Here is a 23793-nt window from a genome sequence, read left to right on the forward strand (position 1 = left end):
TGGTCGGATCGTTCAAGATCTACGGCCCCTGCTGCGGTGAAGCTGCTGGACGTGTCACGGCCCGGGTGTCCGCCCAGGCCGTGCCGTCCCCGTTCGGCACACCGTAGGAGGCCGTCATGGTCAACACCCCGGACAAGACACTCGCAGGCAAGGTCGCCTTCGTGGGCGGCGCGTCCCGCAACCTCGGCGGGCTGATCAGCACCACCCTCGGCGCGGAAGGCGCGCTGGTCGCGGTGCACTACAACAGCGACTCCTCCCGGTCCAAGGCCGAGGACGTGGTCGCCCAGATCAACCAGGGGCCGGGCGAGGCGTTCGCGATCCAGGGCGACCTGACCCGCGTGGCCGAGGTGGAGCGGGTCTTCGACGACGTCGTGAACCGGTTCGGCAAGCTCGACTACAGCATCAACACCGCCGGCATGGTGCTGAAGAAGCCGCTCACCGAGATCACGGAGGAGGAGTACGACCGGATGTTCGCGGTCAACTCCAAGGCCGCGTTCTTCGTGATGCGCGAGGCCGCACGCCGGATCGAGGACGGCGGGAAGATCATCACGATCGTCACCTCGCTGCTCGCCGCGTACACCGGCCTGTACTCGGCGTACGCGGGCAGCAAGGCGCCGGTCGAGCACTTCACCCGGGCTCTGTCGAAGGAGCTGTACGGCCGGAACATCTCGGTCAACAACATCGCCCCGGGGCCGATGGACACCTCGTTCTTCTACCCCGCCGAAGACGAAGAGTCCGTCGCCTACCACAAGTCCTCCGCCATGAACGGCGACCTCACCAAGATCGAGGACATCGTGCCGTGGGTGAGGCACCTGCTGACCGACGGCTGGTGGGCCAACGGCCAGACGCTCTTCCTCAACGGCGGCTACACCACGCGCTGACCGGCGGTGAGGCCTGCTCCCGTCCGCGCGGACCGGGGTCGAAGTGAGTACGGGTACTCACGACACGGCGGGGGGCGGCTCGTACCGTGGGCTCGGCCTCGGAGTGGGGGGCGCAGAGGTGCGGGAGGCAAACGTGGAAGAGGGCGTGTTCGGGGCGGCCGGACAGCGCGGCACGGCGGCTGTGGCGGCCGCCCTGACCGTCCTCGCGGTGTTGTCGCTGGGCGCTTGCGGCACGGAGCGCCCGTCGGCGGGAGCGACCGGCGGGGCCGCGGCCGAGGGAACCGGAACCACCCCGAGCCCCTCCGTGGGGTCTCCCTACGTGGAGCCCGGTGCCGGTGAAGGCGCCCCTCACTACCGCGAGAACAACGGCTTCCGTATCCCGGGCGACATGTCCGCCGCGAGCGCCAAGGACGCCCAGCGGGAGGCCGAGCGCATCGAACCGGTGCTCAAGCGGCTCTGGCAGCAAGGGAAGTGGGACCCGAAGACGGTGCGCGCGGCGCTGCTCGGGCTCGGCTACGGCAGCCCGCTGCGGGTCGAACCGATGAACTCGCGTTTCGTGAACGGCCGGGAGGTCCGGCCCGAGGGTGCGCGGGTGGGCCTGCGCGTCCATGACGACGCCTGCGTCACGGCGTTCGTGCAGAAGACCAACTACCAGGTGTCGACCAACGGCCCCTACCCGGAGACGGACTGCTTCGAGCCACCGGCCGGCCACTGAGAACCGAACGGGCCCCGCTCCCCCTGTCAGGAGAGGGGCGTGGTCCGCATGGCGGCGGGCATGGCAGGTGAGCAGCTGAGGGCCGAGAACCCCCGGGAGATCGCCGGCTACCGGCTGCCGGCCCGCATCGGGGAGGCGGGCCTGGCCACCGTCTACCTCTCCCGCACCCGCGGCGGACAGCCCGTGGCGCTGAAGGCGATCCGGCGCGAGTACGGCACCGGGGTCATCGACTACGCGGCGTTCTTCTCGTGCGTGGCCACTGCCACTCCCCCAACCCGATGGCCGAGCAGGACAACGCGCCGAGCGCGAGCAACCCGGCCCGGTCCCTGGAGCACGCGGCCGTCGGCTACCGCAACCTGGCGGCGCTGCGCCGCTAGGGCCGCTCCCCGGCAGGGGCGGCGCAGGGCTCCCCCCGGGAGGAGGGGGAGGCCCTGCGTGGCCCGGGCTAGTTCTGCCAGGTGCCGTGGAGGGCGGAGACGGAGAACCCGGGCCCGTAGGCGACCATCAGCGCGCTCTCACCGTCGGCCGGGGGCCGGCCGTGGGTGCGTTCGAGGACGCGGAGAACCGATACGCCACCGAGGTTGCCCTCTTCGGCGAGGGTGTCGACGGAGTGCCGGGCGTCGGTTTCGGTCAGGCCGAGGGCGGTGGCGGTGTCGAGGATGATGGGCTTCGACCCGGGGTGGATGACGGGCACGTCGACGGGGCGGCCGGCGAGCCAGTCGAGGACGGTGGGCATGACGTGTCTGGCTCCGCCGGTGGCCTGTTTCGTGCTGTCGAAGTGCAGTCCCGTGCTGTCGATGCGGCCGGCGTACATGGTGAGGCTGTCGGGCAGGGCGTACTCGAAGACCCCGTCGGCGTCGACGGTGAGGCCGGGACCGAGCGGCTCGCTGGAGACGATGGTGGCGGCTCCGCTGTCGCCGAACAACGCCTTGTAGATCATGTGCTCGATCTCGGTGTCGGCGTGGTTGTAGGCGGTGGACAGGACTTCCGCGGCGACGACGAGGACGCGGGATCCGGGATGGAGGAGGGCCTGCTCCACGGCCCGGATGAGGGCGTGGGCCCCGCCGGCGCAGGCAACGGTCGTCAGGGCCGTACGGCGGATGGTGGGCCGTAGACCGAGCCGGGCCATCAGGTGGATGTCGAGGTTGGGGACGGCCCAGCCGGTGGCGTGGGTGGTGATGAGGCCGGTGATGTCGCCGGGCTGGAGTCCGTGTCGGTGAAGGGTGGCACGGGCGGCCTGTTCGGCCATGGCGAGGCCGTCGTCGAAGGCACGGGTGGCGCGTTCGCCGATGTCCGCGGTGCCGTTGACGGTGGGAGTGTCCAGCGGCTGGGTGAAGTAGCGGGTGTCCACGCCGCAGTTGTGAATGACGCGAATGATCGCGCGGAGGCGCGGATGGTCGGGGTGATGGGTCCGGATGTCGTCTGCTATCTCGTCCGTGGTGATTTTGTGCGGGGCAAGGACGGTGCTGGGGCGGGCGATATGAGCGGGCATGAGTTCCCCCCTGGAGGCGCTGCGACCTGATTAGGTCAAGGTACGGCAAAGTTGGCTGGTTCGTTTCCTTCACCGTCCCCGAAATAGTGCTGGTCGAGCACCAAAGAGGGGCAAATTCAGACGTCCAGAGGCGCTCCCTGTGCCTGCAACATGCGCGGCCGGGTTCCGGCCCGCCGCGGACCCGGCCGAAAAACGAGGATCATGCACCGGGACCCGGGCGCCGCGAGCGGCTGCGCCACACACATCGTCACCCAGCCCGGTCCCTCGACCGCGTGCCGGATCGGACGCTCGTCACCGTCGGGGTGGATGGAGGCGCCGCCCTTCTCGTACAGGAGTCGTCCGACGGGGTCGGCTAGGACGTCGGCCTCGATCTGCCGGAGCACCTTGTCCTCGGGGCGCTGGGCGAGCGCGGCCTGCAGCTGCGGCATCACCAGCGGCGCCCACGCCGTGTCCCACTCGATGAGCTGGTCACGCCCGTCCAGGAGCATCCACCGCATGGTGTTGGCGGGGGCCCGGCCGCCCTCGAACAGGGCGTGGAAGCGGTCGTTGCAGGTGACGAGGTTCCAGGAGGCGTCGGTGACGTACGCCGGGTACGTGATGCCGGCGACGGCGTCGGCCCAGGCCGCCGGGAGGGCGTGGCCCGAGGTGTCGTAGAGGGGGCCGGGCGGGTCCTCGCCCCGGGCGTACCGGCAGAGGCTGACCCACTCCTGCTCGTTCATGCCGTAGAGGCGCGCGACGTCACGGAGGAGGTCGACCGGAGGGTGGGGGTAGTTGCCGGACTCCAGGCGCTGGTACGTGCGGTCGGCGTAGCCGAGGAGTTCGTCGACCTGCCCCTGGGACAGACCCGGGGCGCGGCGCCCTCGGCCGGTGGGGCGGGAGAGACCGTGGGATTCGGGGGATATGAGAGCACGGCGGTCTTTGAGAAGCTTTTTCAGTGCTTGGCGGTTCACTGGCGCGTTGTCCCCCGGGGGCTTGTGCTGACTCCGGGTCAGTGTAATTAGTGTCATGCGGTTTTGCTGTAAAAGATTGGCCCTAGATATCGACTGATTGTGTGCTGCATGCTCGGTGACGCGGGGTCGCCGGCCGGCACGTGCGGTCATCAGTGATCTCGTGCACCCCTCGCGGGTGCGCATCGGCAATGCTGGAGACGCCGACTGCTGTCCGCGAGCGGGAGACCGGGGCGAACCGGTTTTGCCGCCGGTTTCCGGTGCCGTTTCCCGCAAGCGGGAATCGCGGGTACGGCGCCTGGGAACCCGTCAGCACTCCAGGTCTCGCGTCCCCGGCAGCCAGGCCACGGCCGGTGCCCCCTCGCCCCACTCCAGGGGCCTCGGCACCGGCCGTCCGGTGCCGCCGCGCGGCGCCTCCTCCGCGTCGGCCACCGCCGCAGCCGCCGACTCGTCCGCGACCAGGCCGCGACCAGGCCGCGAACGACGCGACCGCAGGACGCCGCATCACCTGTGGACGGCCTGCGCACGGTGCTCACGCGGCGGCGCGTCCTGCACACGCGTCGCCTGGCGGAACAGGCCACGGACCCCGACCGCAAGTGCCCATACCAGGATGGGGAACACCGCCACCCGCTCCATGCCTCCCATCCCGAGTCCGAGATAGTGGTGGGAGAGGAAGAGCCCGAAGGCCGTGATCGCCGTGGCTCCCAGCAGGCTGGTCGCCCGCCGCAGCGGACCCGGTACGTCGTCCGCCAGGCCTACGCCCGCCAGCACGAGACCGAGGTTGCCCAGAGCCATGATGAGCGCCGCGCCAAGCACATGCCGGTTCTCCTGGACGTCCGCGGGCGCCAGACCGACCAACACGAAGCCCACGCCGGCGCAGGCCAGCAGCCCCCGGGCCGCGAGGGCGGTGGCGCCCCGGCGCCACCCGGCCCCGGTGAGGAGGACGCCGACCAGGAGGAGCACTCCCAACGTGGTGAACGAGGCGTTCATCAGGCCGTGTTCGGGCGAGCAGACGTAACGGGGCTCGGGCTGCGACTGCAGGGCGCAGTGAGCGTTGCCCAAGTCGCTGATGTTGTTCCGCGCCCACCTGTACGGCCTGCTCCAGGCCGACTCCACGATCACATGGGCCGCGAAGAACTGCACCACACCTGCGACCCACACGGCGTATCCGATCCGAGTCTTCACCTGTCCGCCTTCTGTCGCACGATCACGTGCGAACAGCGGATCACGCGCCGCTGACCACAGGCACTCCGACAAGCCCCCCGGCGCGAGGTGGGGCAGACCCTACCGAGCCCGGCGGGGTACAGGTCCGCCGCGGACACGGGATCGAGCATGGGGACCCACGCCGCCGGCGCGTGCCCCACCGTCTTGCGCCTGGGGAAGTCGACGCAACCGGTCGAGGGCCAGGCCGTCGTCGGTGGTCGCCGCCCTGAACATGGTTCTCACGAGGATGCCGGATCGCTGGCGAGGTGCTCCTGCACATCCTGGTGGGCGAACTCGTAGTGCGCGCCGTTCTGCCGTAGCACCCCGCGCTGGTGTGCCTCGGCGAGGAAGCTCATCAGATGCCTGGGAAGGCGGTCGCCGCGCAGTGCCGGCCAGGTGCGGGCGACGGTGTACCGCCCGTACGCGGCGCGCAGGAAACCGAAGGCCAGGCCCACGGCCACCGCGTTGGCGATCCCGACGCCAAGCCCGAAGAGGAGGTCGCTTCCGGGGCCGGGCGGGAAGCGGGGGCCGAGCCCGGTCCATGGCGCGGCCGGTGCGGACGACCAGAGTGACGGAGCCGGGAGTGCCGGGCAATGGGCTGAAACGCATCGAACAGAGACCGAAGGTCCGTAGACAGCAAGGGAGTTGTCCAGCGTCTCGGCGGCACTCGCCGTCTTCTCACCGACCCGGTTCTCAGCCCGGACGCTCGAAAGGTCTGCCCCAGTCGATCGCACAGCCGCACGGCGGGGGCGAGCGGGGTACGTCCTGCGAGAATTGCCGTGCCCCCGATGGGGGCGAGAAAGGGGGATGCGATGGCAGGCACGCACGGAGAGCCGATGGCGGCACCGAGCCCCCTCCCCCTGCACACGCGCGCTCTCACCCTGGAGTCCGGCCGAGCCCGGCAGTTCCTCGCCGCGGGCGAGTGGCGCCTGTCCCCGGCGGACGCCGGGGCGGCCGGGGCCGTCCTCGCCCGCCTCACCGCCCCGCTCCCGGCCCGGCGGGGCCCGGCGACGCGGACCCGGGCGACGGACCGGGACAGGCGGCTCCAACGCATCCTCCGGACCACCGTCCACCACCTCGACGCCGGTGCCGTCAGTCCGCCTGCCGCCGCCCTTCTGGCCGCCGTCGCCCGCGCCCTGCTGCCCTGGCACGCCGCCCCGAACCCACCCGGGGCCGCCGCGGCCCCGAGGTACGCAACCGTGCCGGGTACGACGGGCGGCGCGGTGCCGCCGACCGAAGCGGGCGAAGCCCTGCTTCCCGAGCTGACCGCGCTGTTCACCGCCCTCGCCGCGACGAGCGCACCCGGCACTCCCGCGCTCACACCGCCGGTCGAGCCCTGGCAGGCCCGGTACCTGGGGAGGTTCCGGCACTACAGCAGACCCGGCCCGGGGGTGTGGGCAGCTCGAACCGTCGGCTGCCCAGGGTGCGGAGGCGGGGACGGGCCGTGGACCGTGACCTGCGACTGGCGTCGGGCCACCTTGGGCTGCCCCTGCGGGGTGGTGAGTCGGGAGCACGGCCTCTCCCTCTCCGAGATCTGGCTGGTGCTGCCGGAGACCTGAGACCTGACCACAGGCCGGCGGGGAGCCGCATGGCGCCCGTTCCCGCCTGGCTCGATGACGTGCTGACGGCCGCCTGCCCCTTCACCCCGGCCAGAGCCGAACGAGGTGTGACGTGGGGCCTCGTCCCGGTGCAGGGGGAGCTGTCGCGGACCGACCCGCCGCCCGAGCACCTGAAGGCGGGAGACATGTGCCGTACGCCTGCTGCTGGACCGTGTCGACGGCCCGGCCGGCACGACCGGGGGTGTCCCGTCACCCCGGTCGAACTCGTCGTACGCGGCGCCGAACCGTCCGCCGGGCGGCCGCCTTCGGTGGTCAGTCCGCCCGGCCGTCGGGGGTGAAGGTGACGGGAAGCCGTGCCGGGCCCCGGAGACCGCCCGGCCGCCAGCTCAGCTCCGCCGGGGGCACCGCCAGGGCGAGGTCCGGAAGGCGGCGCAGGACGGTTCCGATGGCGATCTGGCCTTCGAGCCGGGCGAGTGGCGCGCCCAGGCAGTAGTGGATGCCGTGCCCGAAGGCCAGGTGGCCGTTGTCCCGCCGGGTGATGTCCAGCCGGTCGGGGTCGGGGAACCGGGCCGGATCGCGGTCGGCGATCGCGGACGCGATGAGCACGGTCGCGCCGCGCGGGACGGTCACGCCCGCGATCTCGACGTCTTCGCGGGCGAACCGGGCGATGCCCGGGCTGACCGGGCCGTCGTAGCGGAGGAACTCCTCGATCGCGTCGGGCAGCAGGTCCGGGTGCTCGCGCAGGAGGGTCAGCTGGTCGGGGTGGGTGAGCAGCGCGGCGATGCCGCCGCCGATCAGGTTGACCGTCGTGACGTATCCGGCCACCAGCAGCAGGAAGGTCATGGCGATCAGCTCGTCGTGATTCAGCCGCTGCTCTTCGTCATGGGCGCTGATCAGCGCGCTGAGAAGATCGTCTCCGGGGCGGGCGCGCTTGGCTTCGAGGTGCGCCGTCAGATAGGCGCGCATCCGCTGCCAGGCCTCGTTGACGACAGCCGGGTCGGGCAGTTCCTCCCCGCGTACGAGCATGGCGTCGGTCCACCGCTGGAAGTCGTGCCGGTCGTCCACGGGCACGCCGAGCAGCTCGCTGATCACGGTGACCGGCAGCGGCAGCGCGAAGTCCGCCACCAGATCGGCCCGCCCGGCCGGTACCACCGCGTCGAGGAGCCGGTCGGTGATCTCCTGGATCCGGGGACGCAGCTCGGCGACCCGGCGTGCGGTGAACGCCTTGGACACCAGGCGGCGCAACCGGGTGTGGTCGGGCGGGTCGGACCGGAGCATGTTGCTCATCATCGACTCGCGTTCGAACCGGGGCAGCTGCTGGATGAGGCGTGGGTCCGAGGCGTCGCGGACATCGCTGCTCAGCCGCGGGTCGGACAGCGCGGCGAGGCCGTCCTCGTAACGGGTGACCAGCCAGGCGTCCAGGCCGCCGGCGAGGACCGCGCGCCGGACCGGGCCGTCCTCGCGCAGCCGTCGGTAGAGCGGGAAGGGATCCGCCACGAAGGCCGGGTCGGCATAGGGGAGAAGAACTGGCTGCTGGCTCATCATGCCTCCCGTGCGGGCATCGACCACACATGCCCCATTTGCTGGCACCTAAGGAGAATGTTCCCAGATTGCCGGGTGGCGCAGCCGTCATCCCCCGTCCACACGGCCGGGGCCCGCGCAGGGGCCCCGGCCAGGGGATCAGCAGGCGTCCACGTACCAGACGGGACCCCAGTCACCGTACGCATCCGACGAGGGAGCGCCCGGGGTGGTGTAGATGAGCCTCTTGTTCTTGTCGTACATGCGGGCCTTCGTTCCGGCCGACTGGTTGTTGTACCAGGACCCGCCGCTGTTCAGGCCGTCGGGGATCTCCTGGATGTAACAGTCCTTGAACCTGAAGGCCAGCTCCTTGAAGTTCGCCTGCTTGTAGCCGCAGAAGTAGTACTTCGGGCAGTCGGACGGAGCCGCCGTCATCTGCGGCTGGGCAGAGGCGGTGGGGGCGAGCATGCCTGCCAGGCCGAGCGCCGCGGCGGCCGCGGCCAGGCCGACCTTCTGTGACGTCCGCACGAAAGATCCTCCTGTGTCAGGGACGCACCGCCTGGAGACCGGCGGTGCGATCCCGAGCCTGCCCGCTCCCCGCCCCCGGTGTCGTGAGCACACGGCGCACAGTGCTTGGCACGCAGCGCACACGGCGTTTGACGCGGAACCGTCTTCCGGTGAGCGGTGCGAGCGGCAGAGAGTGCTGGGTGACCATGAGCAACACCTGCGACACCACGGGGAAAAGCAATGATCACCGTCCTGGACACCTCCTGCCTGCCGCCCGCCGAGAGGACGGCCGCCTGGGCGGAGACCACCGCGCTGGCCCTGGTGACCACCCGCTTCCGATTTCCCGACCCCGCGAACTTCGGGGCGCGCATCGGTGCCGTGATGCTGGGGCCGGTCCAGTTGTCGGCCCTGTCGTACGCGCAGCTGGTCTCCTACCGCTCTCGGCGGCAGATCCGCGCCTCGGATCCCGAGCTGTACCAGATCGCCGTCATCACCTCGGGCCGGCAGGGCATAGAGCAGGCGCGGCACAGCACCGACCTGGCACCGGGTGAGATCGTCCTGTACGACAGCTCCCGGCCGTTCGAGGCCTCGGTCAGCGGCCCGGGCCGTTGCGGTTCCCTGGTGGTGCAGTTCCCCCGGAGCCTCCTGCCGTTACCCGACCACCTGGTCGCTCCCCTGTGCGGGACGGCCCTCGGCACGGCTGACGGCGTGGGGCACGTCTTCCGCGAGACCCTGGTCAGCCTGGCGCAGGCGGAGTCCGACCTCACCGCGCTGGACCGGCAACGGCTGGGCGCGGCCGTCGTCGACCTCGCCGCGGCGGTCATCGCGCGGCGCGTCGACCGTACGTCCGCGCTGCCTCCGGAGAGCCGCACGGCGGTGTTGTTCCGGCAGGTCACGGCGTTCATCTCGCAGCATCTGCACGACCCCGGCCTGGGTCCGGCCACGCTCGCGGCGGCGCACAGCATATCCGCGCGCTATCTGCACCGGGTCTTCCAGGTGCACGGGACGACCGTGAACAGCTTCATCCGCCAGGAGCGGGTCGCGCGGTGCCGGCGGGATCTGGCGGACCCCCTGCTCCACGCGACACCCGTCAGCGCCATCGGTGCCCGCTGGGGCTACCCGAGGGCCTCCGACTTCACCCGTGCCTTCCGCACCGCGACCGGGATGACGCCCACCGAGTACCGGAACCTGTGGAAGCACGCCGATCCCGCCGTGTGACCCGGTGTGGCTGCCGGACACGGTCAGTGCCGCTGGGCGGCGATCATCGCGCGGTACCAGTGGTAGCTGTCCTTCGGGGTCCGCCGCTGGGTGTCGTAGTCGACCCGGACGATGCCGAACCGTCTGCCGTAGCCGAAGGCCCACTCGAAGTTGTCGAGCAGCGACCCGACGTAGTAGCCGCGCACGTCCACGCCCGCGTCCATCGCGCGCTTCAGCGCGGTGAGATGGTCGCGCAGGTAGGCGACCCGGTCACGGTCGTGGACCGGCCCGTCCGCGCTCGGCTCGTCGTGCTCGGCGGAGCCGTTCTCCGTGATGTGGATCGGCGGCAGCGCGTCACCGTACCGCTCCTTCAGCGCCACGAGCAGGTCGGTGAAGCTGTCCGGGACGACCGGCCACCCCATCGCGGTGTGCCGTACCCCCTCCAGCCGGACCTCCGTGTACCGGTTGTCCGTGGCCGTCCGCCGCGCCGGGTCCGCCTCCCGGTGCGGGGCGTCGGCTACGACGACCGGCCGGTAGTAGTTGATGCCGAGGAAGTCCAGCGGCTGCCCGATCAGGTCCAGGTCGCCGTCGCACCGGAAGTCCTGGCCGCTGATCAGCTCGCCCCAGGTCTCCTCCTCGGTGTCCGGGTAGCGGCCGGCGAGGAGCGGCTCGGTCCAGACGAGGTTGTGCTGGGTGTCCGCGCGGACGACGGCCGCCCGGTCGGCGGCGGAGCCGGTGGCGGGCAGGTTGCGGTCGAGGTTGAGGGTGATGCCGGCCTCGCGCACCCCGGCCGCCCGCAGGGCCTGGACCGCCAGTCCGTGCCCGACGAGCAGGTGGTGGGCGGCGGCGAGCGCGCCCCGGCCCTCGCGGGCGCCGGGGGCGTGGCGGCCGACGGAGTAGCCCAGGAAGGCGCTGCACCACGGCTCGTTCAGGGTGATCCAGCGGCGCACGCGGTCGCCGAGGTGCTCGGCGACGACGGCCGTGTACTCGGCGAACCGCTCGGCGGTCTCCCTGACCCGCCAGCCGCCTCGGTCCTCCAGGGCCTGCGGCAGGTCCCAGTGGTAGAGCGTGGCGGCCGGCTCGATGCCCGCCGCGAGCAGCTCGTCCACGAGCCGCGCGTAGAAGTCCAGGCCCTTGGGGTTCACCGCGCCCGAGCCGGCGGGCACGATCCGCGGCCAGGCGATCGAGAAGCGGTAGGAGTCCACCCCCAGCTCCCGCAGCAGCGCCACGTCCTCGGGGTAGCGGTGGTAGTGGTCGCAGGCGGTGTCACCGGTGTCTCCGTTCGCGACCAGGCCGGGGGTGTGGCTGTAGGTGTCCCAGATCGACGGGCCGCGGCCGTCCTCGCGTGCCGCGCCCTCGATCTGGTAGGAGGCGGTGGCGGCGCCGAGGACGAACCCCGGGGGAAAGCGCGGGAAGTGGGTCATGTGCGGGGCTCCAGGGGTCATTTGACGGAACCGCCGGTGATGCCGGCGGCGATGTACTTCTGCGCGAGGACGAGCAGGATCGCGGCGGGGATCGCGGACAGCACGGAGGCGGCCATCACCGAGCCCCAGTCGCCCACGTGCGCGCCGATGTACTGGTAGATGCCCAGCGTGACCGGCTTGACGTCGTCGGTGGTGTTGAGGGTGAGCGCGAACATGAAGTCGCTCCACGCGAACAGGAACGCGAACAGACCCGAGGTGATCAGGGAGTTGCGGCTCATCGGCAGCACCACCCGCACGAAGGTCCGCAGCCGCCCGGCCCCGTCCATCTGCGCGGCCTCGATCACCTCGCCGGGGATGGACACCATGAACGAGCGCATCAGCACGATGGAGAAGGGGATGCCGAGCGAGGCGTCCGCGAGCATCAGGCCGACGTAGGAGTTGACCAGGCCGAGATCGACGTACGACGTGTACAGCGCGTTGGCGATGACGATCCCCGGCACCATCTGCGTGATCAGCGTGCCGAACACGAGGGTGCGCGTGCCGCGCAGCCGGAACCGCGCCAGCCCGTAGGCCGCCGGGGCCGCGATGGCCAGGCAGATGACGACGGCTCCGAGCGAGACCACCAGCGAGGTCAGCAGGTGCCCGCCCTGGTCGCCGAGCGCCTTGGAGAAGCCCGACAGGTCCAGGCCGTGCGGCACGGGATCGACCTCGAGCAGCCCGGCCTCGGGCTGGAGCGCGGTGTTGAGCATCCAGTACAGCGGGAACAGCATCACGGCCAGGACGAGCACACCGGCCACGGTGGAGCCCAGGCGGCGCCCGCGCGCACGCGGCTTCACGTTCTCAGCGGCCATCGTCGGTCACTTCCCCTCGGTGCGGTTGGCCCGCAGGTAGAACACCGCGAAGACGGCGGAGATCAGGATCAGTACGTTGCCGACGACGGCGCCCGCCCCGAAGTCCAGCCGTACGAAGGAGTTCTGGTAGGTGAGCGTGCCCAGGGTCTGGGTGGCGTCGGCGGGGCCGCCGTCGGTGAGGGCCAGGATCAGGTCGAGGATCTTGACCGTCGACATGAAGCCGAGGACGAGGACGACCGTGATGACGGGCCGGAGCATCGGCAGGGTGACGGAGCGGAAGGTCCGCCAGGCGGAGGCGCCGTCCAGGGCTGCCGCCTCGTACAGCTCGCGGGGGACCTCCTGCAGACCGCCGTACAGGATGACCATGTTGAACGGGATGCCGATCCAGATGTTGACCAGGATGACGGACAGCAGGGCCATGTGCGGATCGGTCAGCCATGGAGTGTGACCGCCGAGGCCGATCGTGTCGAGGAAGGAGTTCAGTACACCCGTGTCCTGGTCGAGGATGCGTCGCCAGACGATGCCCGAGACCACCATGGGCACCAGCCAGGGCAGCAGGATCAGCGACCGCAGCGTCCCGTTCAGCGGGAACTTCCGGGTGAAGAAGACGGCGAGGGCCAGGCCGACGCAGAACTGTCCGAGCAGCGAGCCCGCGGTGAAGACGAGCGTGTGCCACAGCGCCTTGCCGAAGAGGGCGTCCCGGAAGACGTTCGACCAGTTGTCGAAGCCGTTGAGGGGCGCCTCGCCGGTGAAGAACGTCTTGGGCGTGTAGTGCTGGAAGCTCATCACGACGTTACGGACCAGCGGGTAGCCGAAGAACAGCAGCATGAAGAGGACGGCGGGGGCGACGAACCCCCACTGGGCGAGCCGGCGCCGGGGCCGGGCGGGGGCCGGTGCGCCGGCCCGGGACAGCGCGGTGGGCGCGGTGGCGGTGGACGTGGTCATCTGCGCGTACCTCAGTTCCCGCTGGTGGCCCGCTGCTGGGCGCGCTGGAGGGCGGCCTGGCTGGACTGGCCGGTCAGGGCGGACTGGAAGGCGCTCTGCAGGGCGAGCGACACGCCCGACCAGCCGGCGCCGAGCTTGGCCGTGCGGGACCGGGCCGCGGCCACCTGGTCGGCCAGCGCGTCCAGCTCCGGCACCCGCTTGCGCCACACGGCGGCGGCCTTCTCGTTGGCCGGGACCATCCAGCTGTTGAGCGCGTAGGTCAGCTGCTCCTTCTCGCCGGCCAGGCAGGCGACGATCCTCCCCGCCATCCGCTCCCGCCGCTCGTCACCGGTGTTGGGCACGGTGAGCACCGCACCGCCCAGCGGGCCCACGGACTTCCCGCCCGCCTTCGGCACCGGGATCCGCGCGATGCCCCAGTGCAGCGACTTCTTGGTGTTCAGCGTCTCGACCTGCCACGGACCGTTGATCATCATCGCGGCGTTGCCCGCCATGAACTGGTCGTTGACGTCGGCCTGCGTCCAGCCCACCGTCGACTTCGACAGCGAGCCGTCCTTCAGCAGGCCCTTCCAGTAGTCCAGCGCCTGCACGACCTCCGGCCCGTCGAGCCGGGTCTCGTCCCCGCCGTTGGACCACATGAACGGCGTGAACTGGAAGACGCCGTCCTCGGCGCCGCCCGCGCTGAGCGCCAGGCCGTACCGCTTGCCCCGCGTGAGCTTCTTCGCACTCTCGCGCAGCTCCGCCCAGGTGGCGGGCACCTTCAGGCCCGCCCGGTCGAGGATGTCCTTGTTGTAGAAGAGCGCGAGTGTGTTCACCGACCGGGCGGCTCCGTAGTACGTCCCCCGGTACGAGCCGAAGTTGACGATGCCCCGCGGGATGTCCTCGGTGCCCAGCCCGAGCGTCCTGAGGTCGATCAGCCCGCCGGCCTCGGCGAACGTCGGCATCTCCGAGGCGTCGAACTGCACGATGTCGGGCAGCGACTTGGACGACGCCATGCGCAGCGCCTTCGTCATCACCTGCGCCGCCGGGACGCTCTGCTGCTCGACGGTGACGCCCAGCCGCTCGCTGCAGCGGGCCATCGCCTGCGCGTCCCAGCGGTGGTAGGTCTCGTCGGTCGAGGAGTTCAGCACGGTGTAGACGGAGCTGTCGCGCTGCTGGCCGCAGCCGGTCAGTGCCGCCCCGGCGACCAGGGCGGAGACGGCTGCGAGTGGTATCACGGCACTGCGGGAGCGTCTATTGAAGCGCTTCGACATGCGCGGCCCTTGCTGTCGTTGCTGTCCGGCGACGTTGCCGGACACGTTTGTTTACTGGCATGACTAATACGCCATGCGCGCGCCGGACGGAAGACCCGCGTACCTGTCCGCCCGTGCGCACGTTCCCGCGACGATGACCGAGAGGCTCGTGATCATGGCTGGTCACCTAGCTTTTTACGGCACTTGCCCCTGTCCGGCGGGGAGGTGGTCTGTGTACGATCCACATCCTGGGCGACGCCTCCGCGCCCCGCTCGAACCACTCCACCTCTCCCCGAGGAAGAACATGAAGTTCACCGACGGCTTCTGGCGCATCCGCGACGGCGTGCAGATCGCGTATGCCGCCGAGGCCCGCGACGTCCGCGTGGAATCGAAGCGCTTCACCGCCTATGCGGCCGTGAAGAAGGTGACGCGGAGGGGGGACACGCTCAACGCGCCGCTCCTCACGGTCGACTGCTTCTCGCCCGCCGAGGGCGTCATCGGCGTCCGTGTCACCCACCACGCCGGCAAGCACCGTCCCGGTCCGGACTTCGCGCTCACCGGCACGCCGGACGGCGCGGGCACCGTCCGCCGCGACGGCGCCGTCACCGAGCTGACCAGCGGCCCGCTGACCCTCCGCCTGGACGAGGCGGCCCCCTGGGCGCTGGTGTTCCAGGGCGCGGACGGACGGGAGCTGACCCGGGCCGGCACCAAGGGCACCGCCTTCGCCACCACCGACGACGGGGCCCACCATGTCCTCGCCCAGCTGACGCTCGGGGTGGGCGAGCAGGTGTACGGCCTCGGTGAGCGCTTCACCCCGTTCGTGAAGAACGGCCAGGTCGTCGACGTCTGGCAGGCCGACGGTGGCACGAGCAGCGAACAGGCCTACAAGAACATCCCGTTCTACCTCTCCTCACGCGGCTACGGCGTCTTCGTCAACCACCCCGGCAGGGTCTCCTTCGAGGTCGGCTCCGAGTCCGTCGGCCAGGTGCAGTTCAGCGTCGAGGACCAGGCCGTCGAGTACTATGTGATCGCCGGCCCCACTCCCAAGGAGGTCCTCGCCCGCTACACCGCCCTCACCGGCCGCCCGGCCCTGCCGCCCGCCTGGTCGTTCGGCCTGTGGCTGACCACCTCCTTCACCACCGACTACGACGAGGCGACGGTGACGTCCTTCGTCGACGGCATGGCCGAGCACGACATCCCGCTGTCGGTCTTCCACTTCGACTGCTTCTGGATGCGCGAGTACCAGTGGTGCGACTTCGCGTGGGACCCCGCCGTCTTCCCCGACCCGGAGGGCATGCTCGCCCGTCTCAAGGCCAAGGGCCTGAAGGTCAGCGCGTGGATCAACCCCTACATCGCACAGAAGTCCCCGCTCTTCGAGGAGGCGGCCGAGCTGGGCCACCTGGTGCGCCGGCCGAACGGCGACGTCTGGCAGTGGGACCTGTGGCAGCCCGGCATGGGCCTGGTCGACTTCACCAGCCCCGACGCCCGCGCCTGGTTCCAGGCCAAGCTCAAGGCGCTGCTCGACCAGGGCGTGGACTGTTTCAAGACCGACTTCGGCGAGCGCATTCCCACCGACGTCGTGTGGCACGACGGCTCCGACCCGCAGCGGATGCACAACTACTACACCCATCTGTACAACCGGACCGTCTTCGAACTGCTGGAGAAGGAGCGGGGCCAGGGCGAGGCCGTCCTCTTCGCCCGTTCCGCGACGGCGGGCGGCCAGCAGTACCCCGTGCACTGGGGCGGCGACTGCTGGGCGTCCTTCGAGGCCATGGCCGAGTCCCTGCGCGGCGGGCTGTCCCTGTCCCTGAGCGGCTTCGGCTTCTGGAGCCATGACATCGGCGGCTTCGAGGGCACCCCGGATCCCGCTGTCTTCAAGCGCTGGCTCGCCTTCGGCCTGCTCTCCTCGCACAGCCGCCTGCACGGCTCCACGTCGTACCGGGTGCCGTGGAACTTCGGCGAGGAGGCGGTGGCGGTGGCCCGGCGGTTCACGCTGCTCAAGCACCGGCTGATGCCCTACCTGTACGGTGCCGCGGCCGAGGCCCACCGCACCGGCGCCCCGGTGATGCGCCCGATGCTCCTGGAGTTCCCGCACGACCCGGCGTGCCGCCCGCTGGACCGCCAGTACATGCTCGGCCCGGACCTGCTGGTGGCCCCGGTGTTCACGGCGGACGGCGAGGTGGAGGTCTACCTCCCCGAGGGCACCTGGACGCACCTGCTGACCGGCGAGCGGATCACCGGCCCGGCCTGGCGCACCGAACGGCACGGCTACGACAGCCTGCCGCTGTACGTCCGCGAGGGCGCCGTCCTGCCGCTCGCCGCCGACGACAGCCGCCCGGACGGCGACTGGCTGGACACCCCGACCCTGCTGGTCCACCCGACGGCCGCGCCGGACTACACCGCCGAGGCCACGGTGCCCGACCTGACGGGCGCCCCGGCCGCCGCGTTCACCGTCCGCCGCGACGGCACGCGGCTGCGCGTCACCGGACGCGGCACCGACCGCCCGTTCACCGTCCGCGTCGCCGGCGGGGCGAGCGCGACCGGCACGGGCGAGGTGGTCGTAACCCTGGGCTGAGCGGCGGGCGGCGTCAGGGCCCGGGGTGCCGCGCAACCCGCTCAGACCGTCGTCGGCCAGGGGACCGTGGTCTCGGCCGGGGCGGCATAGTCGATCCCGGGAACGTGCCAGCCGTAGAGCCGGCCGACCTGAGCCCGGAACCAGGCGGTGTCCGCGAGTTCGGTGACGGTGTCGGTGGTCGCGGCGGACCAGCGTTCGCGGACGGCGTCCTGGACCTTGTCGTCCATCTCCCAGCCGTCGAGACGGATCCGCTGCTGCTCGTCGAGCTGGAGCGGTGCCGCGCCCGTGAGCTGCTGCCACAGTGCGGTGGCCTGCTGGGCGGTGCTCTGGAAACCGTCGCCGAGGACGGCGTGGAGGAGGCTGGTGTAGAGGGCGATGGAGGGGATGGCGGTGGAGGCCTGGGTCACGGCCGCGCCGGCGACGACGGTGTGGGCGTGTCCGCCGAGCGGGGCCAGGTCCTGCTGGAGTCCGCGGGCGGTGTCCTCCAGGTGCTGTTTGGCGGCGCCGATGGTGCCGGCCCGGTAGACGGGTGCGGTCAGATCGGAGCCGACGTACGAGAGCGCGACGGTGTGGAAGCCCTCGTGGATCAGCCCACGCGCGGCCAGGGCGTCGACCCACAGCCGCCAGTCGGCACCGCCCATGACCCGCACGGTGGCGTCGCGCTCCGCGTCCGTGGCGGCCTCCAGCTCCAGGGAGCCGACGAGCGGGGTGTCACCGTCGAACTGCAGGGTCTTCGCCTGGTAGGCGGAGCCGAGGGGTTTGATCACCGAGTGGTGGACCTCACCCGTGACCGGGTCCGTACGGCGTGGCGCCGCGACGCTGTAGACGAGGTGGTCGACCCTGCCGTACCGGGAGGCGAGGTGGTCCAGGGCCCGCTCCTTGGCCGCGGTGGAGAACGCGTCGGCGTTGAGGAACCCGAAGTCCGCGCCCGCTCCGGCGAGTTCGGCGGTGCGGGCGGTGCGGTACCAGCCGGCGGAAGCGGTACGGCGCTCGGTCTCGGGCGTCTCGAAGGCGATGCCGAGGCCGCGCATCCGGTGGGTGCGCAGCGCGGCGACGGTGGCGGCGAGGCCGTACCCGGCGCTGGACCCGATGACCAGGGCGACGGGCCCCGGCGCGGCGGAGGTGGCGGGCGGGGCGGGTGTGTGCTGCCACAGATCGTCGACGACGGCGGCGCAGCCGTCGGGGTGGGAGTTGACGTAGAGGAAGCCGCGGCCGCCGGACCTGATCTCACGCAGTGTCATCGAGTTCCTTTCACGCTGGGGAATGTGCGCGCAGGGCGAGGCCGTGGGCGCTGGGGACTGCTCCGGTGGGCCCGGTCTCGATCATGCCCGGTTGGCCCGCCGGGGAGAGTGGTGACCCTCGCCAGGGTCCGCGCGTGAATCTTGTCCATGTCGTCGTCAGGCACGCTGGGTCCGCGCGTGCCCGTTGCGGCGGCCGGGAAAGGGCGGGCGGTGATCAACTAGTCTGTCCGGTAAGGCTGTCAGCAGCACAGGGGGGATTTGCCATGACCGTCGTCTCCAGGCGCACTCCGGCGACCATCACCACCGAGCGGCTGGTCCTGCGGCTGTTCACACCGGGTGATGTCGAGGGGCGGTACGCGTACCAGTCCCTGCCGGAGGTCGCGCGCTATCTCTACCGCCCGCCGCTCACCCGCGAGGCCTGTGCCCAGTCCATCGCGGCGCGAGCCGGGGGAACCGACTGGAAGGCCGACGGCGACGGGCTCCTGCTGGCCGTGTGCCGGGCGGGAGAGCCCGCTGTCATGGGCGAAGTGGTGCTCACCCTCACGAACGCGCACGCACAGCAGGCCGAGATCGGCTGGGTGTTCAACCCCCGGTACGCCGGACACGGCTACGCCACCGAAGCGGCGGGCGCGCTGATGTCGCTGGCTTTCGGCCAGTTGGACGTCCACCGGGTCTTCGCGCGGCTCGACGCCCTCAACACGGCGTCGGTGGGCGTGTGCGAGCGTCTTGGCATGCGCCGCGAGGCCCATCTGGTCGAGAACGACCTCGACGGGGACCGCTGGGGCAGTGAGTACGTCTACGCGATGCTCGCCCGCGAGTGGAAGGGCTGAACCCCCGCTCGTCGTCGGTGGAGTGCTGCCCCGCGCCGGGCACTTCGGGGATGATGAGGCATGCGCCCGGATGACTGGCACCTCACCGACGACGTCGACGACTTCCTCGCCCGAGCCGGAGACTTCCTGCGCTCGCGGCCCGCGCTGCACAACACGCCGCTGACAACGATCGAGAAACTGCGCACCCGCGGGGCGGACGCGTTCGGTGCCGAGGCCACCGTCTTCGGCCGGCTGGAGTCAGGGGGTGAGGTCCGCGCCATCTGCTACCGCCTCGCGACCCACCGCCTGACCCTCACCCCCCTCTCTCCCGAGCAGGCCGACACCCTCGCCGCCCGCCTGGCCGGCCTGGGCCTGCACCTCTCCGGCGTCACCGCGGACCGGGACACCGCCGCCGCATTCGCCGAGGCATGGCAGCGGCACGCAGGCGCGGCGCCGGTACACGACTGGCGGGGCCGCCTCCACCGGCTGGGCACGCTCACCCCACCGCAGCCGCCCCCGGAGGGCCGGGGCCGAGCCCTGGACGCGAACGACCAGGAGCAACTCCTGCGCTGGTGCAACGAGTTCGTCGCCGACGTGGGAGAGGCACCCCTGGACGCCGCCTCCTGGGCCGGCTCGCGCTTCGCCGACAAACACTTCACGTTCTGGGAGATCCCGGACGGCACGCCCGTCTCCATGGCGGGCTCGACCTCGATGGTCGGCGGCATGGTCCGGGTCGACCCCGTCTACACCCCGGCCCGTCTCCGGGGCCGCGGTTACGCGGGAGCCGTGACGGTCGCGGTGAGCAGGGCCGCGCTGGCCGCGGGCGCGACGGACGTCGTCCTGTTCACGAACCCGGCCAACGCCACCAGCAACGCCCTCTACCAGCGCATCGGATACGTCCCGCTGGCCGACTTCGCCGGGTACGCCTTCTCCTGAGAAAGGTGTCCGCCGGGCAAGGTGGCTTCTTCCGGGACAGACACCTTGCCCGGCGGGGCCGGCTGACGTCAGTCGGCGGTCGGCGGTCGGCGGGGCCGCTGCGGGGGTCTGCGGTGCTGGACGGCTCGGTAGGTCTGGTGCAGGGCCGCGGTCGCGGTGTCGAAGCCGCGCTGGGCGACGCCGACGAACAGGCAGTCCACGACGGCGAGTTGGGCGATGCGGCTGACGGTGGCGCCGGAGCGGAAGGGTGTCTCCCGGGCACAGGTGGTCAGCACGAGGTCCGCGCTCCGCGCCAGGGTGGAGCGGGGGGCGTTGGTGAGGGCGATGGTGGTCGCTCCGCGTTCGGCGGCGGCCTGGAGCGGCTCGACGGTGTCCTCGGTCTCGCCGGAGTGGGAGACGGCCAGTGCGACGTCGCCGGCTCCGAGCAGGGCGGTGGCGGTGAGGGCGGCGTGCCGGTCGGTCCAGATGAACGCCATGTGGCCGATGCGGTGCAGCTTCTGATGGAGGTCCTGGCCGACGACAGCGCTGGCGCCGACGCCGAAGATGTCGATCCGCCGTGCTCCCGCCACGGCGTCCACCGCGCGGCCCAGGACGTCGATGTCCAGCCCGGCACCGGAGTCCTCCAGGGCACGCACCTCGTTGTAGATGATCTTGTTGACGATCTCGCTCAGTGTGTCGGTGGCGCTGATGTCGGTGCTGGGTATCGGGCGGTCGCCGTCGAGGGCGTGCTCGCGGGCCGCCGCGGCGGCCAGGGCGAGGCGCAGCCGGGGGTAGTGGGTGATGCCTATCGTGCGGCAGAAGCGCATGACCGTGGCCACCGAGGTGTCCGCCCGTTCACCGAGCGCGCTGATGGACAGCTCCGACGCCCGCGCCGGATCGGCCAGGACGACGTCGGCCACCCGCCGCTCCGAAGGCGCCATGGACGGCAGCTCCGCGCGGATGCGCGCCAGGGTCCCGGCGGGAGACGCCTGCGCCGACCGGGCCGGGGTGCGGGGTGGTTTCTGGCCGGGCATGGACCGCTCCCTCCTCGGTGGGGGGACACAGTAACCACACCACCTCGGCGCGTCAAAAATTTACGCGCCTCACGGAGCGAGGTTACTTGTTGACATCCGGAGGCTCGCGTTCTGATACTCGCTGCATCCCCGGACACACGAAGGCGTGCCGCATGACAGCAGCAGTCGCGGTTGACCTGGGCAAGACCGGCTGCCGTGCCGTGCTGTGGGACGGCGCCGGCCCTGCTCACGCTGTTCACGAGGCGCCCGGTGCCCCCGGGCTCGCCACGGACGGCGGAGCGGAGGCGGCCCGTACGGCCGTACTCGCCGCCGTCCGGCCGCTCCTGGCCCGAGAGCCCGCCCTGCGGCCCGCGGCGGTCTGCGTGGGCGCGGCCGGCGCCGCCGCCGCACCGCAGGCGGCCCGCGACCTGGCCGGCCTGCTCCTTCGGGATCTGCCCGCGGACGAGGTGGCCGTCACCAGCGACGCGGTCACCGCCCACGCCGGTGCCCTGGGCGGCCGTACCGGCGTGGTCCTCGCCATCGGCACCGGCTCGGTGGCCATCGGCATCGGGGACGACGGGTCGTACGCGCGCGTCGACGGGTGGGGTCCCTGGCTCGGTGACGAGGGCAGCGGCGCCTGGATCGGCGCCGCCGGGCTGCGTGCCGCGCTGCGCGCCCACGACGGACGCGGGCCGGACACCGCGCTGCTCGCGGCCGCGATCGAACGCTTCGGCGACCCCGACCGGCTGCCCGTGGCCCTGGGCCGCGACGGCAACCCCGCGCGCACCGCCGCGTCCTTCGCCCCGGACGTGGCGCGCGCGGCGGCAGCGGGTGACGCCCCGGCCGCGGCGATCGTCCGGGACGCCGGCACCGCGCTCGGCGAGGCCGTACTCGCCGCGGCCCGCCGGATCGGCGGCGACGACCTCTGTGTCGCCGTCACCGGCGGCCTCACCGGACTCGGTGAACCGCTGCTCGGGCCGCTGCGCTCGGCGCTCGCCGGCTCCCCGCGCCCGCTGCGCCTGCGGCCCCCGCTCGGGAACCCGCTGGACGGTGCGCGCCTGCTGACCCTGGACACCCGCACACCGCACGAGCCGCATGTCGTCCGCGTCCGGCGGGCGGCGCCCCTCCCCACCGCCCCCACCCCGCCGGTCACCCCGCCGGCCGTCGCTTAGGAGAGAGCGTGCGCCAACTGGACCTCGTGGTGATCGTCGTCTACCTGGTGGCGATCGCCGTGATCGGACTGCGCCTGGCCGGCCGGCAGACGACGTCGAAGGGCTACTTCGTCGGTGAGAGCAGCATGCCGTGGTGGACCGTCTCCTTCTCGGTGGTCGCCACGGAGACCAGCGTGCTCACCGTCATCAGCGTGCCCGGCGGCGCCTACAGCGGCCAGGGTTTCGGCAACGTCGAACTGGCCCTGGGCTACGTCGTCGGCCGCGTCGTCGTCGCCACCGTCCTCATCCCCCTGTACAAGCGGGGCGGCTTCGTCAGCGCCTACCAGTACCTCGGTACGCGATTCGGGCTCAGACTCCAGGGGCTGGCCTCGGTCACCTTCGTCTTCACCCGTCTCCTGGCCGAAGGCGTCCGGCTGTTCGCCTCCGCGATCCCCATCAAGCTGCTGCTCGACGAGTTCGGCGTGCACACGAGCTACCGCCTCATCATCATCGTGCTCACCGTGATCACCGTCGTCTACACCTATCTCGGCGGCATCAAGGCGGTCATCTGGACCGACGCCATCCAGATGGGGCTCTACCTGGGCGGCGCGGTGCTCGCCATCGCCGTCCTCTGCGCGCACGTCGGCGGCGCCGGCCTCACGCGCGCCCTGCACGCGGGCGAATTCCGCCTGTTCGACACCGACTTCGCCCTCGCACACATCCTGACCAGCCCGTTCGCCCTGCCCACCGCCATCGTCGGCGGCGCGATCTTCGCCATGGCCAGTCACGGCTCCGACCAGCTCATCGTCCAGCGCATCCTGGCCACCCGGTCCCTGCGTGACGGCCAGAAAGCCATGATCGCCTCCGGTGTCTTCGTCACCTTCCAGTTCGCGGCCTTCTCCCTGGTGGGCGCGCTGCTGTGGTCGTACAACGAGGGCAAGAGCTTCCAGGAGATGGGCCTGAGCAGCTCCGACAACCTCTACCCGAACTTCATCCTGCACGGGCTGCCCGTGGTGATCTCCGGTCTGCTCGTGGCCGGCATCCTGGGCGCCGCCATGGGCTCGCTGTCCTCGGCGCTGAACTCGATGTCGAACTCGACCGTCGCCGACATCCTCCACAGCTTCTTCCGCAGGACGCCCTCCGAGGCCTCGCTGCTGAGGCTCGCGCGGGTGATGACGCTGGTGTGGGCGGCGCTGATGGCGGTGTTCGCCTGCGCGTTCAGCACCAGCACCGGGAACGTCTACCTCACCGGCCTGACGATCGCCGGCTACACCTACGGCGCCCTGCTCGGCGCCTTCCTGCTCGGCCGGACCGTCCGGCGGGCGGGCGAGACCGACTCCGTCGTGGCGTTCCTGGTGACCATCGCCGTGATGACGTACATCGTCCGCGAGGTGAAGATCGACGTCACCACGGCCGGCGGCACCGTGCCGACGGCCATCGCCGCCCAGTGGCTGGTCCCGATCGGCGTACTCACCACCCTCGTCGTCGGCGGCCTGATGAGCCTGCTGCACCGTGCCCCGGAAATCACGGAGGCCCGGGTGGACGACGACCAGCCGGACCCCGGTCAGGGCCGCGTCACGACGGCCACGCCCCACTGACGGGCCGTCACACCGGATGCGGG

At 71.5% G+C, this 23793-nt stretch carries 22 protein-coding genes; 9 read left to right on the forward strand and 13 right to left on the reverse strand.

Annotated features, from left to right (window positions below; genetic code table 11):
* The first annotated feature begins 116 nt into the window (after positions 1 to 116).
* Positions 117 to 881 (forward strand): SDR family oxidoreductase, encoded by a 765-nt coding sequence (locus ACZ4U1_RS02225; RefSeq protein WP_467898525.1) that lies wholly within the window; start codon positions 117 to 119, stop codon positions 879 to 881.
* 133 nt (positions 882 to 1014) lie between these two features.
* Complete coding sequence (locus ACZ4U1_RS02230) at positions 1015 to 1596, forward strand: hypothetical protein (protein ID WP_467898528.1); 582 nt, start codon at positions 1015 to 1017, stop codon at positions 1594 to 1596.
* A 445-nt stretch (positions 1597 to 2041) separates the two neighbouring features.
* Here ACZ4U1_RS02230 and ACZ4U1_RS02235 read toward each other — a convergent pair whose 3' ends face one another.
* The 5 genes from ACZ4U1_RS02235 to ACZ4U1_RS02255 all read right to left on the reverse strand — a co-directional run bounded on the left by ACZ4U1_RS02235 (position 2042) and on the right by ACZ4U1_RS02255 (position 5699).
* Positions 2042 to 3088 (reverse strand): beta-ketoacyl-[acyl-carrier-protein] synthase family protein, encoded by a 1047-nt coding sequence (locus tag ACZ4U1_RS02235; protein WP_467898530.1) that lies wholly within the window; start codon positions 3086 to 3088, stop codon positions 2042 to 2044.
* Positions 3089 to 3204: 116 nt separating this feature from the next.
* On the reverse strand, positions 3205 to 4038 hold the full coding sequence (locus ACZ4U1_RS02240) for an MmyB family transcriptional regulator (RefSeq protein ID WP_467898533.1): 834 nt from the start codon (positions 4036 to 4038) through the stop codon (positions 3205 to 3207).
* Positions 4039 to 4344: 306 nt separating this feature from the next.
* Positions 4345 to 4467 carry a hypothetical protein gene (locus tag ACZ4U1_RS02245; RefSeq protein ID WP_467898536.1) on the reverse strand — a complete coding sequence of 41 codons (123 nt, stop codon included), beginning with the start codon at positions 4465 to 4467 and terminating at the stop codon, positions 4345 to 4347.
* A gap of 72 nt (positions 4468 to 4539) precedes the next feature.
* Positions 4540 to 5220 carry a DUF998 domain-containing protein gene (locus ACZ4U1_RS02250; RefSeq protein WP_467898538.1) on the reverse strand — a complete coding sequence of 227 codons (681 nt, stop codon included), beginning with the start codon at positions 5218 to 5220 and terminating at the stop codon, positions 4540 to 4542.
* A gap of 257 nt (positions 5221 to 5477) precedes the next feature.
* Positions 5478 to 5699 carry a hypothetical protein gene (locus ACZ4U1_RS02255; protein WP_467898541.1) on the reverse strand — a complete coding sequence of 74 codons (222 nt, stop codon included), beginning with the start codon at positions 5697 to 5699 and terminating at the stop codon, positions 5478 to 5480.
* A 351-nt stretch (positions 5700 to 6050) separates the two neighbouring features.
* On the opposite strand from ACZ4U1_RS02255, the gene ACZ4U1_RS02260 reads away from it, so the two are divergent.
* Positions 6051 to 6797: a hypothetical protein gene (locus ACZ4U1_RS02260; protein WP_467898544.1), complete on the forward strand. Its 747-nt coding sequence runs from the start codon at positions 6051 to 6053 to the stop codon at positions 6795 to 6797.
* Between the two features lie 312 nt (positions 6798 to 7109).
* On the opposite strand, the gene ACZ4U1_RS02265 is transcribed toward ACZ4U1_RS02260, so the two are convergent.
* Together ACZ4U1_RS02265 and ACZ4U1_RS02270 are read right to left on the reverse strand one after the other, a co-directional pair.
* Positions 7110 to 8339: a cytochrome P450 family protein gene (locus ACZ4U1_RS02265; protein WP_467898547.1), complete on the reverse strand. Its 1230-nt coding sequence runs from the start codon at positions 8337 to 8339 to the stop codon at positions 7110 to 7112.
* A gap of 138 nt (positions 8340 to 8477) precedes the next feature.
* On the reverse strand, positions 8478 to 8843 hold the full coding sequence (locus tag ACZ4U1_RS02270; protein WP_467898550.1) for a hypothetical protein: 366 nt from the start codon (positions 8841 to 8843) through the stop codon (positions 8478 to 8480).
* A gap of 219 nt (positions 8844 to 9062) precedes the next feature.
* Between ACZ4U1_RS02270 and ACZ4U1_RS02275 the strand changes: the two genes are divergently transcribed.
* On the forward strand, positions 9063 to 10040 hold the full coding sequence (locus ACZ4U1_RS02275) for an AraC-like ligand-binding domain-containing protein (RefSeq protein WP_467898552.1): 978 nt from the start codon (positions 9063 to 9065) through the stop codon (positions 10038 to 10040).
* Between the two features lie 23 nt (positions 10041 to 10063).
* Here the strand turns inward: ACZ4U1_RS02275 and ACZ4U1_RS02280 are convergent, their stop codons facing one another.
* Genes ACZ4U1_RS02280 through ACZ4U1_RS02295 form a run of 4 tightly spaced genes read right to left on the reverse strand, consistent with a single transcriptional unit; the run spans position 10064 to position 14489 of the window.
* Complete coding sequence (locus tag ACZ4U1_RS02280) at positions 10064 to 11443, reverse strand: GH1 family beta-glucosidase (RefSeq protein ID WP_467898555.1); 1380 nt, start codon at positions 11441 to 11443, stop codon at positions 10064 to 10066.
* 17 nt (positions 11444 to 11460) lie between these two features.
* On the reverse strand, positions 11461 to 12294 hold the full coding sequence (locus ACZ4U1_RS02285) for a carbohydrate ABC transporter permease (protein ID WP_467898558.1): 834 nt from the start codon (positions 12292 to 12294) through the stop codon (positions 11461 to 11463).
* Positions 12295 to 12300: 6 nt separating this feature from the next.
* Complete coding sequence (locus ACZ4U1_RS02290; protein WP_467898561.1) at positions 12301 to 13239, reverse strand: carbohydrate ABC transporter permease; 939 nt, start codon at positions 13237 to 13239, stop codon at positions 12301 to 12303.
* Positions 13240 to 13250: 11 nt separating this feature from the next.
* Complete coding sequence (locus ACZ4U1_RS02295; protein WP_467898564.1) at positions 13251 to 14489, reverse strand: ABC transporter substrate-binding protein; 1239 nt, start codon at positions 14487 to 14489, stop codon at positions 13251 to 13253.
* A 283-nt stretch (positions 14490 to 14772) separates the two neighbouring features.
* On the opposite strand from ACZ4U1_RS02295, the gene yicI reads away from it, so the two are divergent.
* Positions 14773 to 17043 (forward strand): alpha-xylosidase, encoded by a 2271-nt coding sequence (gene yicI / locus ACZ4U1_RS02300; RefSeq protein ID WP_467898566.1) that lies wholly within the window; start codon positions 14773 to 14775, stop codon positions 17041 to 17043.
* Positions 17044 to 17084: 41 nt separating this feature from the next.
* Here yicI and fabV read toward each other — a convergent pair whose 3' ends face one another.
* Positions 17085 to 18284: an enoyl-[acyl-carrier-protein] reductase FabV gene (gene fabV, locus ACZ4U1_RS02305; RefSeq protein WP_467898569.1), complete on the reverse strand. Its 1200-nt coding sequence runs from the start codon at positions 18282 to 18284 to the stop codon at positions 17085 to 17087.
* Positions 18285 to 18547: 263 nt separating this feature from the next.
* Between fabV and ACZ4U1_RS02310 the strand changes: the two genes are divergently transcribed.
* Together ACZ4U1_RS02310 and ACZ4U1_RS02315 are read left to right on the forward strand one after the other, a co-directional pair.
* Positions 18548 to 19114, forward strand: coding sequence for a GNAT family N-acetyltransferase (locus ACZ4U1_RS02310; RefSeq protein ID WP_467898572.1), 567 nt, complete (start codon positions 18548 to 18550; stop codon positions 19112 to 19114).
* A gap of 60 nt (positions 19115 to 19174) precedes the next feature.
* Positions 19175 to 20029, forward strand: coding sequence for a GNAT family N-acetyltransferase (locus tag ACZ4U1_RS02315; protein ID WP_467898574.1), 855 nt, complete (start codon positions 19175 to 19177; stop codon positions 20027 to 20029).
* A gap of 68 nt (positions 20030 to 20097) precedes the next feature.
* Here ACZ4U1_RS02315 and ACZ4U1_RS02320 read toward each other — a convergent pair whose 3' ends face one another.
* Positions 20098 to 21042 carry a MurR/RpiR family transcriptional regulator gene (locus tag ACZ4U1_RS02320; RefSeq protein ID WP_467898576.1) on the reverse strand — a complete coding sequence of 315 codons (945 nt, stop codon included), beginning with the start codon at positions 21040 to 21042 and terminating at the stop codon, positions 20098 to 20100.
* 152 nt (positions 21043 to 21194) lie between these two features.
* Between ACZ4U1_RS02320 and ACZ4U1_RS02325 the strand changes: the two genes are divergently transcribed.
* Positions 21195 to 22193, forward strand: a complete 999-nt coding sequence (locus ACZ4U1_RS02325; RefSeq protein ID WP_467898579.1) for an N-acetylglucosamine kinase — start codon at positions 21195 to 21197, stop codon at positions 22191 to 22193.
* Positions 22194 to 22201: 8 nt separating this feature from the next.
* Positions 22202 to 23770 (forward strand): sodium:solute symporter, encoded by a 1569-nt coding sequence (locus ACZ4U1_RS02330; RefSeq protein WP_467898582.1) that lies wholly within the window; start codon positions 22202 to 22204, stop codon positions 23768 to 23770.
* The last annotated feature ends 23 nt before the right edge of the window (positions 23771 to 23793 follow it).

This window comes from Streptomyces sp. NPDC028928, assembly GCF_055564915.1.

Bases quoted from the DNA above. Each gene is read 5' to 3' on its own strand.
- yicI (WP_467898566.1), top strand. From the start codon at position 14,773: ATGAAGTTCACCGACGGCTTCTGGCGCATCCGCGACGGCGTGCAGATC.
- ACZ4U1_RS02310 (WP_467898572.1), top strand. From the start codon at position 18,548: ATGACCGTCGTCTCCAGGCGCACTCCGGCGACCATCACCACCGAGCGG.
- ACZ4U1_RS02235 (WP_467898530.1), bottom strand. From the start codon at position 3,088: ATGCCCGCTCATATCGCCCGCCCCAGCACCGTCCTTGCCCCGCACAAA.
- ACZ4U1_RS02290 (WP_467898561.1), bottom strand. From the start codon at position 13,239: ATGACCACGTCCACCGCCACCGCGCCCACCGCGCTGTCCCGGGCCGGC.
- ACZ4U1_RS02225 (WP_467898525.1), top strand. From the start codon at position 117: ATGGTCAACACCCCGGACAAGACACTCGCAGGCAAGGTCGCCTTCGTG.
- ACZ4U1_RS02265 (WP_467898547.1), bottom strand. From the start codon at position 8,339: ATGAGCCAGCAGCCAGTTCTTCTCCCCTATGCCGACCCGGCCTTCGTG.
- ACZ4U1_RS02285 (WP_467898558.1), bottom strand. From the start codon at position 12,294: ATGGCCGCTGAGAACGTGAAGCCGCGTGCGCGCGGGCGCCGCCTGGGC.
- ACZ4U1_RS02325 (WP_467898579.1), top strand. From the start codon at position 21,195: ATGACAGCAGCAGTCGCGGTTGACCTGGGCAAGACCGGCTGCCGTGCC.
- fabV (WP_467898569.1), bottom strand. From the start codon at position 18,284: ATGACACTGCGTGAGATCAGGTCCGGCGGCCGCGGCTTCCTCTACGTC.
- ACZ4U1_RS02295 (WP_467898564.1), bottom strand. From the start codon at position 14,489: ATGTCGAAGCGCTTCAATAGACGCTCCCGCAGTGCCGTGATACCACTC.
- ACZ4U1_RS02315 (WP_467898574.1), top strand. From the start codon at position 19,175: ATGCGCCCGGATGACTGGCACCTCACCGACGACGTCGACGACTTCCTC.
- ACZ4U1_RS02320 (WP_467898576.1), bottom strand. From the start codon at position 21,042: ATGCCCGGCCAGAAACCACCCCGCACCCCGGCCCGGTCGGCGCAGGCG.
- ACZ4U1_RS02260 (WP_467898544.1), top strand. From the start codon at position 6,051: ATGGCAGGCACGCACGGAGAGCCGATGGCGGCACCGAGCCCCCTCCCC.
- ACZ4U1_RS02275 (WP_467898552.1), top strand. From the start codon at position 9,063: ATGATCACCGTCCTGGACACCTCCTGCCTGCCGCCCGCCGAGAGGACG.
- ACZ4U1_RS02280 (WP_467898555.1), bottom strand. From the start codon at position 11,443: ATGACCCACTTCCCGCGCTTTCCCCCGGGGTTCGTCCTCGGCGCCGCC.